The organism is Mycobacterium sp. P7213, assembly GCF_900604305.1.
Classification (GTDB): Bacteria; Actinomycetota; Actinomycetes; order Mycobacteriales; family Mycobacteriaceae; genus Mycobacterium.
The window spans coordinates 42,279-52,217 of record NZ_UWOA01000031.1 but is presented as its reverse complement, the minus strand read 5'-3'; the positions used below and the strand labels follow the sequence as shown (position 1 = coordinate 52,217).

General features: G+C 67.8%; 9 protein-coding genes and 1 pseudogene. 4 read left to right on the top strand and 6 right to left on the bottom strand.

Translation table 11 applies throughout. The annotated features are described in order from the left end of the window. Positions 1-134: pseudogene (locus tag EJK91_RS13480) on the bottom strand (leucine zipper domain-containing protein); the annotation flags it as partial. 142 nt (positions 135-276) lie between these two features. Beyond that, positions 277-3,828, bottom strand: coding sequence for a DNA polymerase III subunit alpha (gene dnaE, locus EJK91_RS13475; RefSeq protein WP_024443138.1), 3,552 nt, complete (start codon positions 3,826-3,828; stop codon positions 277-279). A gap of 138 nt (positions 3,829-3,966) precedes the next feature. Here dnaE and EJK91_RS13470 point away from each other — a divergent pair, with 138 nt between their 5' ends. Together EJK91_RS13470 and EJK91_RS13465 are read left to right on the top strand one after the other, a co-directional pair. Next, positions 3,967-4,203, top strand: a complete 237-nt coding sequence (locus EJK91_RS13470; protein WP_024443139.1) for a dodecin family protein — start codon at positions 3,967-3,969, stop codon at positions 4,201-4,203. 8 nt (positions 4,204-4,211) lie between these two features. Continuing rightward, the gene (locus EJK91_RS13465; RefSeq protein WP_024443140.1) at positions 4,212-4,973 is read left to right on the top strand and encodes a class I SAM-dependent methyltransferase; all 762 of its coding nucleotides are present in this window, start codon (positions 4,212-4,214) and stop codon (positions 4,971-4,973) included. Between the two features lies 1 nt (position 4,974). Here the strand turns inward: EJK91_RS13465 and EJK91_RS13460 are convergent, their stop codons facing one another. Next, positions 4,975-5,895, bottom strand: a complete 921-nt coding sequence (locus tag EJK91_RS13460; protein WP_046300143.1) for an RluA family pseudouridine synthase — start codon at positions 5,893-5,895, stop codon at positions 4,975-4,977. A 7-nt stretch (positions 5,896-5,902) separates the two neighbouring features. Then, positions 5,903-6,550, bottom strand: a complete 648-nt coding sequence (gene lspA, locus EJK91_RS13455) for a signal peptidase II (protein WP_125079183.1) — start codon at positions 6,548-6,550, stop codon at positions 5,903-5,905. Between the two features lie 33 nt (positions 6,551-6,583). On the opposite strand from lspA, the gene EJK91_RS13450 reads away from it, so the two are divergent. Next, entirely contained in the window at positions 6,584-7,522 is a 939-nt protein-coding gene (locus EJK91_RS13450) for an asparaginase (RefSeq protein WP_082105628.1), read from the top strand. Positions 7,523-7,607: 85 nt separating this feature from the next. Here the strand turns inward: EJK91_RS13450 and EJK91_RS13445 are convergent, their stop codons facing one another. Next, entirely contained in the window at positions 7,608-8,963 is a 1,356-nt protein-coding gene (locus tag EJK91_RS13445) for a DNA polymerase IV (RefSeq protein ID WP_046300128.1), read from the bottom strand. Positions 8,964-9,020: 57 nt separating this feature from the next. Between EJK91_RS13445 and EJK91_RS13440 the strand changes: the two genes are divergently transcribed. Beyond that, the gene (locus tag EJK91_RS13440; protein ID WP_125079182.1) at positions 9,021-9,587 is read left to right on the top strand and encodes a class I SAM-dependent methyltransferase; all 567 of its coding nucleotides are present in this window, start codon (positions 9,021-9,023) and stop codon (positions 9,585-9,587) included. 7 nt (positions 9,588-9,594) lie between these two features. Here the strand turns inward: EJK91_RS13440 and EJK91_RS13435 are convergent, their stop codons facing one another. Next, positions 9,595-9,939 (bottom strand): DUF732 domain-containing protein, encoded by a 345-nt coding sequence (locus tag EJK91_RS13435; RefSeq protein WP_024443146.1) that lies wholly within the window; start codon positions 9,937-9,939, stop codon positions 9,595-9,597.

The window sequence follows — 9,939 nt, the reverse complement described above, 5'->3', positions numbered from 1 at the left end:
GCCCACTTCTTCGCCGTCGCCGATGAGCACTGGAACCGCTCAGCGGCCCGTCGGATCGGCCACCCGTCATCGACGATCAGCCTGGCGAGTTTCAATCGCCCCTTCGGAGTCAGCGAAGCATTAGCGTGGGACACGAGGACCTCCTGGTGATCGGCGTGCGTGTGGTAACCACACCGATACCGGAGGTCCTCACCTACTTCCGCGCACCACGCCGTTCACAACGTCCCTGGCCATTACAGCTAGACCGCACTCCTGGCCGGACAGCGCCGCCGTCGGTTACCCGCCCAAGCAGCCGGGGCCGAGCAAGGCCTTCAAGTCCCCCATCAGCGCCGAGGACGGCGTCACCCGCAGCGAGGGGTCCAGCTCCAGGACGGTGATGCGCTCCCCGCTGATCAGCCGCAGCTGCACCTGTGCGGTACCGGGATGACGGGTCAGCACCTGCTTGAGCGCACTGACTTTGTCCATGGTGCATTGGCGGGTAGGAAGGCTCACCGCCAGCGGACGATCCGGGGCATTGGCGGAGAAATCCGGCACCACCAGTTCGTTGGCGATCAACGAGATCCGGTCGTCGCGGATGTTGACCTTGGCACTGACCAGCACCACGGCGTCGTCGGCGACGTCGGCACCATAGGCGGAGTAGGTCTGTGGAAAGAACATCACCTCGATGCCGCCGGTGAGATCCTCCAATTGCGCCGAGGCCCAGGGCAGTCCGTTCTTGTTGACCCGGCGGTTCACCGAGGCCAGGATGCCGCCGACCTTTACCTGGGTGTCGGCGGCGACGTCACCTTCCAGGATCGCTGGGATCTGGGTGTCGACCTGGGCGGCCAGCAGGTGTGCAATGCCGTTGAGCGGGTGCCCGGACACATAGAGACCGAGCATCTCTCGTTCCAGGGCCAGCTTGTGCTTGTCGGCCCACTCCTCGTCGGGCACCTTGATGCCGAATACGGCATCGGTTGCGGCGCTTTCGCCGTCTCCCCCGCCGAACAGGTCGAACTGCCCCACCGCCTCGGCCTTCTTGGTGCCCAACACCGAGTCGACCGCGTCGGTGTGTACCAGGAACAGCCCCTTGCGCGGATGTCCCAGCGAGTCGAAGGCACCCGCCTTGATCAGAGACTCGGTGACCTTCTTGTTGCAGGCGGCGATATCGATCTTGTTGAGGTAGTCGGAGAAGTCGGTGAAACGGCCCTTGTGCGTCCGGGTGTTGATCAGCGAGCCGACGACATTGGCGCCGACGTTGCGTACCGCACCCAGCCCGTAGCGGATGTCCTCGCCCACCGAAGCGAAGTTCAGCCCGGATTCGTTGACGTCCGGCGGCAGCACGGTGATCCCCAGCCGGCGGCAGTCGGCCAGATAGACCGCGGCCTTGTCTTTGTCGTCACCGACCGACGTCAACAGCCCGGCCATGTATTCGGCCGGGTAATTGGCCTTGAGGTAAGCCGTCCAGTACGACACCAGACCGTAGCCGGCCGCGTGCGACTTGTTGAACGCATAGCCGGCGAACGGCAAGATGGTGTCCCACAACGCTTTCACGGCCTTTTCGGAGAACCCGTTGGCCGTCATCCCCTCATAGAAGCCCTTGTATTCGGCTTCGAGCACTTCAAGTTTCTTCTTGCCCATGGCCTTACGCAGCGCGTCGGCCTTGCCCATGGTGTAGGAGGCCACCTTCTGGGCGATGAACATGATCTGCTCTTGGTAGACGATCAGTCCGTAGGTCTCCGAGAGGATGTCGCGCAGCGGCTCTTCGAGTTCGGGATGGATCGGTTTGATGGCCTGTCGCTCGTTCTTGCGGTCGGCGTAGTCGTTGTGGGCGTTCATGCCCATCGGACCGGGCCGATACAGCGCCAGCACTGCGACGATGTCGTTGAACTCGGTGGGCTGCATGCGGCGCAGCAGGTCGCGCATGGGGCCGCCGTCGAGCTGGAACACGCCCAGGGTGTCGCCGCGGCCCAGCAGTTCGTAGGTGGCCGGGTCATCGAAGGGCAGCGTGTCCAGATCCAGGTCGATGCCCCGGTTGGCTTTGATGTTCTCCAGGCAGTCGCCGATGATCGTCAGGTTGCGCAGGCCCAGGAAGTCCATCTTCAGCAGGCCGATTTCTTCACACGACGGGTAGTCCCAGCCGGTGATGATGGCGCCGTCCTGCGGGCGCTTCCACAACGGGATCGCGTCGATCAGCGGCTCAGAGCTCATGATCACCGCGCAGGCGTGCACGCCGGCGTTGCGGACCAGGCCCTCCAGTCCACGCGCGGTTTCGTAGATGGTGCGTACATCGGGGTCGGTGTCGATCAACGCGCGAACCTCGGCGGCCTCCTTGTACCGCTCGTGGTTGGGGTCGGTGATGCCCGACAGCGGGATGTCCTTGGCCATGATCGGCGGCGGCAACGCCTTGGTGATGCGGTCGGCGATGGCATAGCCGGGCTGGCCATAGTTCACGCGAGCTGAATCCTTCAGCGCCGCTTTGGTTTTAATGGTGCCGAAGGTGATCACCTGGGCTACCCGGTCACTGCCCCACCGCTCGGCGGCGTAGCGGACCATCTCGCCGCGGCGACGGTCATCGAAGTCGATGTCGATATCGGGTGCCGACGGCCGTTCCGGGTTGAGGAAGCGCTCGAACAGCAGACCGTGCGGTATCGGGTCGATGTTGGTGATGCCCAGCGCGTAGGCCACCAGCGATCCGGCAGCCGACCCGCGGCCGGGGCCCACCCGGATGTTGATCGAGCGGGCGTAGTTGATCAGGTCCGCGACGATCAGGAAGTACGACGGAAATCCCTTGCCGCAGATGACATCGATCTCGTAGGAGGCGCGGTCGGTGTACTCGCTCGGCACGCCGGCCGGAAAGCGCCGCTCCAGCCCGGCCTGCACCTCGTGGCGCAGCCAGGAGCCCTGGTCGTGGCCCTCGGGGACGGGAAACACCGGCATCCGGTCGCGCGGGGCCCACACGTCGGCATAGGACTGCACCCGCTCGGCGATCAACAGGGTGGAATCGCAGGCCTCGGGCAGCTGGTCGTCCCAGAGCGCGCGCATCTCGGCGGCCGACTTCAGGTAGTAGCCGTCGCCGTCGAACTTGAACCGGGTGGGATCCGACAGCGTCTTGCCGGTCTGCACACACAGCAGCGCCTCGTGGTTCGAGGAGGCGTCGCGGGTGACGTAGTGGCAGTCGTTGGTGGCCAGCGTCGGGATGCCGAGCTTGCGCCCGACGTCCAACAGTCCGTCGCGGACCCGGCGCTCGATGGCCAGCCCGTGGTCCATCACCTCCAGGAAGTAGTTCTCCGGGCCGAAGATCTCCCGCCATTTGGCGGCCGACTCCAGCGCCTCGCGCTCATGACCCAGCCGCAGCCGGGTCTGTACCTCCCCCGAGGGGCACCCGGTGGTGGCGATGATGCCCTCGGCGTGCTCGGCGATGATCTCGGCGTCCATCCGCGACCACTTGCCGAGCTGGCCCTCGAAGGAGGCCAGCGATGACAGCTTGAACAGGTTGCGCAACCCGGTGGCGTTTTCGGCCACCATGGTCAGGTGGGTGTAGGAGCCGCTGCCGGAGACGTCGTCGCTCTTCTGGCTCGGGTCGCCCCAGTGGACCCGGCGGGTGTCGAACCGCGAACCCGGGGCGATATAGGCCTCCACCCCGATGATCGGCTTGATGCCGGCCTTGGTCGCCGCGTTGTAGAACTCGCTGGCGCCGAACATGTTTCCGTGGTCGGTCATCCCGATCGCGGGCATCCCCAAGCGCTGCGCCTCAGCCAGCATCGGGGCGATCTTCGCCGCGCCGTCGAGCATCGAGTACTCGGTGTGGTTATGCAGGTGCACGAAGGACCGCGACGATGAACTGTCCATAGGACCGCCAGTCTATGGCGCAGCACCGACGCTTCTCGGGCGTGTCGTCGCCCGTGTCTCTTCGGCGGTCATTTCCCGGGACAGCGGCCGCCGCCGTGCACTACGTTGAGGTTCGGCTGAAGCGGAGGAGAGTCATACATGAGCGTGTACCGGGTGATCGACATCATCGGGACCAGTCCGTCATCCTGGGAGAACGCCGCGGCCGAAGCGGTGCACCGGGCCAAGCAGACCATCGACGACATCCGCGTCGCCCAGGTCGTCGAGCAGGACCTCACCCTCGACGACAAAGGCGGGATCATCTACCGCACCAAACTGCGCATCTCCTTCAAGATCCGCCCGCCGAAGTCATCCAAGCCGGCTGACGAATCGAGCTAACGACCTCGATGTCACGTAGCTTCGACGATTTGGTGGCCGAGGCCGCCGCCGCACCCGTCGACGGCTGGGACTTCTCCTGGCTTGACGGCCGCGCCACCGAGCAGCGCCCCTCCTGGGGCTATCAGCGCCTCATGAGTCAGCGTCTCGCGGCCGCCTCGGCCGGTCTGGACCTGCAGACCGGCGGCGGCGAAGTGCTGGCCGGCGCCGAGGTGTTCCCGCCGGCCATGGCCGCCACCGAGTCGTGGCCGCCCAACGCGGCGCGCGCCACCCAGTTGCTGCATCAGCGGGGCGTCGTGGTGATAGCCACACCGGATCACCCGCCGCTGCCGTTCGCCGATGAAGCGTTCGACCTGGTCACCAGTCGGCACCCCATCGTGGTGTGGTGGTCGGAGATCGCCCGGGTGCTCAAGCCGGGCGGCAGCTATCTGGCCCAGCACATCGGGCCGGGCACGGTCGGTGAGCTGGCCGACTACTTCGACGCGCCGCCCGCGGCCCGGCATGCCGCGTTGGACGTGGCGGGCCAGGTCGCCGAGGCGCAGGCCGCCGGCCTGCAGCCGGTGGACGCCCGCATGGAGCGGCTGCGAGTCGAGTTCTTCGACGTCGGGTCGGTGATCTACTTCCTGCGCAAGGTGATCTGGATCGTGCCGGGCTTCACCGCCGAAGGCTACCTGGACCGACTGCGTGCGTTGCACGACCGGATCGCAACCGACGGCCCGTTCGTCGCGCACGCTACCCGCGTGCTGATCGACGCCAAAAAGCCGGAGCGCTGACTCAGCGCCGCAACACCTCCAAAGCGTGCTGCAGATCGGCCGGGTATTCGCTGGTGATCTCGATGCGCCGCCCGTCGCCTGGATGCGCGAATGCCAGAGCGCGCGCGTGCAGCCACTGCCGTTCCAGCCCGAGCTTGCGCGCCAGCGTGGGGTCGGCGCCGTAGGTGAGGTCGCCGCAGCAGGGATGCCGCAGGGCCGAGAAGTGCACCCGGATTTGGTGGGTACGGCCGGTTTCCAGGTGCACGTCGAGCAGGCTCGCGGCGACGAACGCCTCCACGGTGTCGTAGTGGGTGATGCTGTGCCGCCCGTCGGCGGTCACGGTGAACTTCCAGTCCGGTCCGTGATGCCGCCCGATCGGCGCGTCGATGGTGCCGCTGGACGGATCCGGATGGCCCTGCACCAGGGCGTGATAGCGCTTTTCCACGGTGCGCGCCTTGAACGCGCGTTTGAGCGCGGTGTAGGCGCGTTCGGAGATCGCCACCACCATCACCCCCGAAGTCCCGACATCCAGCCGGTGCACGATGCCCTGGCGCTCGGGGACGCCCGACGTGGTGATCCGGTAGCCGGCCGCCGCCAAGCCCCCGAGCACGGTCGGCCCGCTCCAGCCCACGGAGGCGTGCGCGGCCACCCCGGCGGGCTTGTCCACGGCGACGATGTCGGCATCGGAGTACAGGATCGTCATGCCCTCGACCTCGGCCGGGGTGTTCTCCAGCGGTGGCGGCGCTTCGGGCAGTCGCACCTGTAACCACGCGCCGGCGACGAGCCGGTCGGACTTGCCGGCGGCTGCGCCGTCCAGTTCCACATCGCCGTTCTCGGCCAGGGTGGCCACCACGTTGCGCGACAGGCCCAGCAGGCGGGCCAGCCCGGCGTCCACGCGCATGCCGGCCAGCCCCTCGGGGACCGGCATGGATCGTTCGGTCACAGCCGCATCAGGGTTGCTCGCCGTCGCCGTCGCCGTCGTCGTCGTCGGCAGCACCCACTGGACGCGGCTGCTCAGCATCGTCGCCGGCGCGGCGGCGACCCACCGCGTCGAAGTCGAAGCCGAACACCGACAGCGCCACCAGCAGGATCGCACCGCCCACCACGGCGGGGTCGGCGACATTGAACACCGGCCACCAGCCGATCGACAGGAAGTCGACCACGTGGCCCTGCAGATGCCCGGGCGCCCGGAAGAACCGGTCCACCAGGTTGCCCAACGCGCCGCCGAGGATCATCCCCAGCCCGATCGCCCACCACGGCGACACCAGGCGGCGCGACATCCAGATGATGCCAAGCACCACTGAGCTGGCGATCAGTGTCAACACCCAGGTGTAGCTGGTGGCCATCGAGAACGCGGCGCCGGAGTTGCGGACCAGCGTCCAGGTGACGGTGTCGCCGATGATCGACACCGGCTGGCCGGGGGTCAGCATCTTCACCGCGAGCACCTTGGTGACGACGTCGGCCAGCAGCACCACCGCGGCCACGGACAGCAGCAGCCCCAGCCGGCGGGGCGGGGCAGCGGATTCCGTCTCAGCTGCCGCGACCGGGTCCACCTCCGTCGCGGTGGAGTCGGTTGTCTCGTCAGTCACGCTCTCCATCATCCCTTAACCCGGGTGCGGCATGATCGCGGCATGCTGTCCAAGCGTCTCACCGTCATCACCACCGGGGGCACCATCTCCTGCAGCACCGGAGGCGACGGGGCGCTGCGGCCCGCCCGCAGCGGCTCGGACCTGCTCGCGGACACCGGCGCCGCCGATGTCACCGTGGTGGATCTGATGGCGCGAGACAGCTCGGAGCTGGGCCCGGCCGACTGGTCGCAGCTTCTCGCCGCGGTCAACGCCGCGGTGGACGGCGGCGCCGACGGCGTTGTGGTCACCCACGGCACCGACACCTGCGAAGAGGGTGCGCTCTGGCTGGAACTCGGCTATCGCGGGGATGCGCCGGTCGTGCTGACCGGGGCTCAGCGCGGTGCGGACGCGCCCGACGCCGACGGGCCGGGCAACCTGCGCGACGCCCTGGCGGTGGCCGCCGATCCGGCGGCCCGGGGGCTGGGGGTGCTGATGTGCTTCGCCGGCCGGGTACTGGCCCCGCTGGGCCTGCAGAAGACGACCATCACCGGGCTGACCGGTTTCACCGGTCCGCTGCTGGGCAGCGTCACCGACGGTCACGTCACGCTGGCCGGCGACAAGACTCGGCCCTACCTCGGTGCACCGGCCACGGTGCCGCGGGTGGATGTGGTGGCGCTGTATGCGGGCGCCGACACCGTCGCATTGGACGCCTGCGTGGCCGCCGGTGCGCGCGGGGTGGTGTTGTCCGCGTTGGGGTCGGGCAACGCCACCACGGCGGTGATCGACGGGGTGCGCCGGCACTGTGCGGCCGGCGTCGAGATCGTGGTGTCCAGCCGGGTTCCGCAGGGGCGCATCGGTGCGGATTACGGCCCCGGCCGGGCCCTGGTGCAAGCCGGCGCGGTGATGGTCCCGCTGCTGCGCCCGCCGCAGGCACGGATCCTGTTGATGGCGGCGCTCGCGGCCGGGCAGCCCGTCGGCGACGTCATCGACCGGTGGGGCTGACGACCGGCTTCTCCGGGTGTACTTCTCCAATACCGTGAACTTCCGACGCGACACGATCCGGTAGCGCAGGCCCTCCCCCGACCAACTAGCTGGGTTCCTCCGGGCGGGCAATGTAGTCCGGCCAGTCCAGGCTCGCCACCGGGTCGGCGCGGCTGATCCCTGGCTCGTCATGGGGGAACGTACGCACCGGGCCGGGGCCCGAGCCGCGCGTTTCGAAGCGAATCGTCATCACCCCGTGCCCGGCCCCCTGAATCCAACCGTGGCCCAGATCCGGGTGACTGACGTCGTCACCGACTCGCCATGACGTCGCCGCTATCGCGGAAGGTGGTTCTCGCGCAGGGATTTCCGGTGCTGTCGCGCCCATATCTGGAAGCTCCAGATCCGGGAACAGCGACTCCTGACGAACATCGGTCAACCCGGAGAACCCCACGCCGAGCAGCCGGATCGGCCCGATCTCCTGCGGATCGAGCAGTAGCCGTGCGGCCGCCGACGTCAGTGCGGCGACGTCGGTGGTGGCATAGGGCAAGGTGGCCGAGCGGGTGAGCACGCTCATGTCGGCCTTCTTGAGTTTCACCGTCACGGTGCGGGCGCCGCGTCCATCGCGAAGCAGCCTGCGGTGGGCGTGCTCCCCGATCGGACCGATCTGCGCCCGCAACTGTTCCAGAGTGGTCAGATCGACGGCGAAGGTCGACTCGGCGCTGATCTGTTTGGCCTCAGCGCGTTCGGCGACCCGCCGGTCGTCGATTCCCCGGGCCAACCGGTGCAGGGCAGGACCAATAGTGGCACCCAGGATATCGGCGACCTCGCTGTCGGTCAGTGCGGCTAGCTGGCCGATCGTGGCGATGCCTAATCGGTGCAACTTCTCCTCGGCGACCGGACCGATCCCCCACAGGCGGCGCACCGGAAGTCCGTCCAGCAGCAGCCGTTCTTCGGAGCGGCCAACGACACGCACACCGTTGGGCTTTGCCAGATCGGACGCGATCTTGGCGATCTGCTTCCCCGATCCCGCCCCGACGGATGCCACCAAGCCGGTCTCCTCGAGCACCCGCCCGCGCAACCGTTCGCAGAATCGGAGCACCTCCGCATCGTCGGCTCCCGCCAGCTCGGCCGGTTCGCCGAACGCCTCGTCGAAGGAGAGTTGCTCGACCACCGGGATCACCGCGCGCACGGTCTCGAACACCCGTCGGCTGGCCATGCCGTACACCGCGCCGCGCGGCGGAAGCACCACGGCCGGCGCCCCCACCAGTCGGCGCGCCTGGTGCATCGGCATCGCCGAGCGGGCGCCGAACACCCGCGCCTCATAGCTGGCGCCGGCCACCACACCGCGGCCCCCGAGCCCGCCGACCAGCACCGGTCGTCCCCGCAGCGTCGGGCGGGTCAATTGCTCAACGGACGCGAAGAACGCGTCCATATCCAGGTGCAGGACCCAGCGGGCGTCCACGATGTTCAGCCTATTGGGAGCTACGACGCCTGGCCGCACCCGACTAGTGTCGAAACGATGGCGATGAATCTGCTACACCGGCTGTGTTGCAGCTCCCGGTACTGGGCACGCAGCGTCGAACGTGAGCTCCTACCGTGGGCCCTGGCAGACGTCGACCTCGGCGAGAACACCCTGGAGATCGGGCCGGGCTACGGCGCCAACATGCGGTGTCTGGTGGACATGACGCCCCGGCTGACCGCCGTCGAGATCGACCCCCCGATGACCGAGCGCCTCCAGTCGAGATACGGCTCGCGGGCCCGCATCATCAACGGCGACGGCACCGATACCGGGCTGCCGTCCGAGGAGTTCAATTCCGTGGTGTGTTTCACCATGCTGCACCACGTTCCGACGCCGGAGTTGCAGGACCGGCTGTTCGCCGAAGCGTTTCGGGTACTGCGGCCCGGGGCCGTCTTCGCTGGCAGCGATGGGGTGCACTCGACGATTTTTCAGCTGATGCACTACCGCGACACCTACAACCCGGTCAGCCCCGACACCTTGCCGGACCGCCTAGACAGCGCAGGGTTCCACGACATAGAGATGGAGATTGCGAACGGTCAACAGCGGTGGCGGGCCGTCAAACCCTGACTGAAGGTCACTTCGACCCGCCGCCACCCTTCTTGAGCTGGTGAGGGCAGTACGTCTTCGCCGCAATCGCGGCGAACCTGGCCGCGTCGGCGACAGTGAGATCGGGGTTGGCCTCGGTGACGTCGTTGAGCAGTTCCATCGCCGACTCGCCGTTGGCAGCCAGGCCACACAGCGCCTCGGCGGCGGCCACGGCGTGTTCGGTGTCATCGAAGATGATCCCGACCTGCTGCAGTGATGCGATGAATTCGGCGCTGTCGACCGTCTTCGCCTCTCCTTCAGCGGGTTCGGCGTGCCCGGGTGCGGCCAGAGCAAGCCCGGCCAGGATGACCAGCGGGGCCAGCAACAGTTTCAT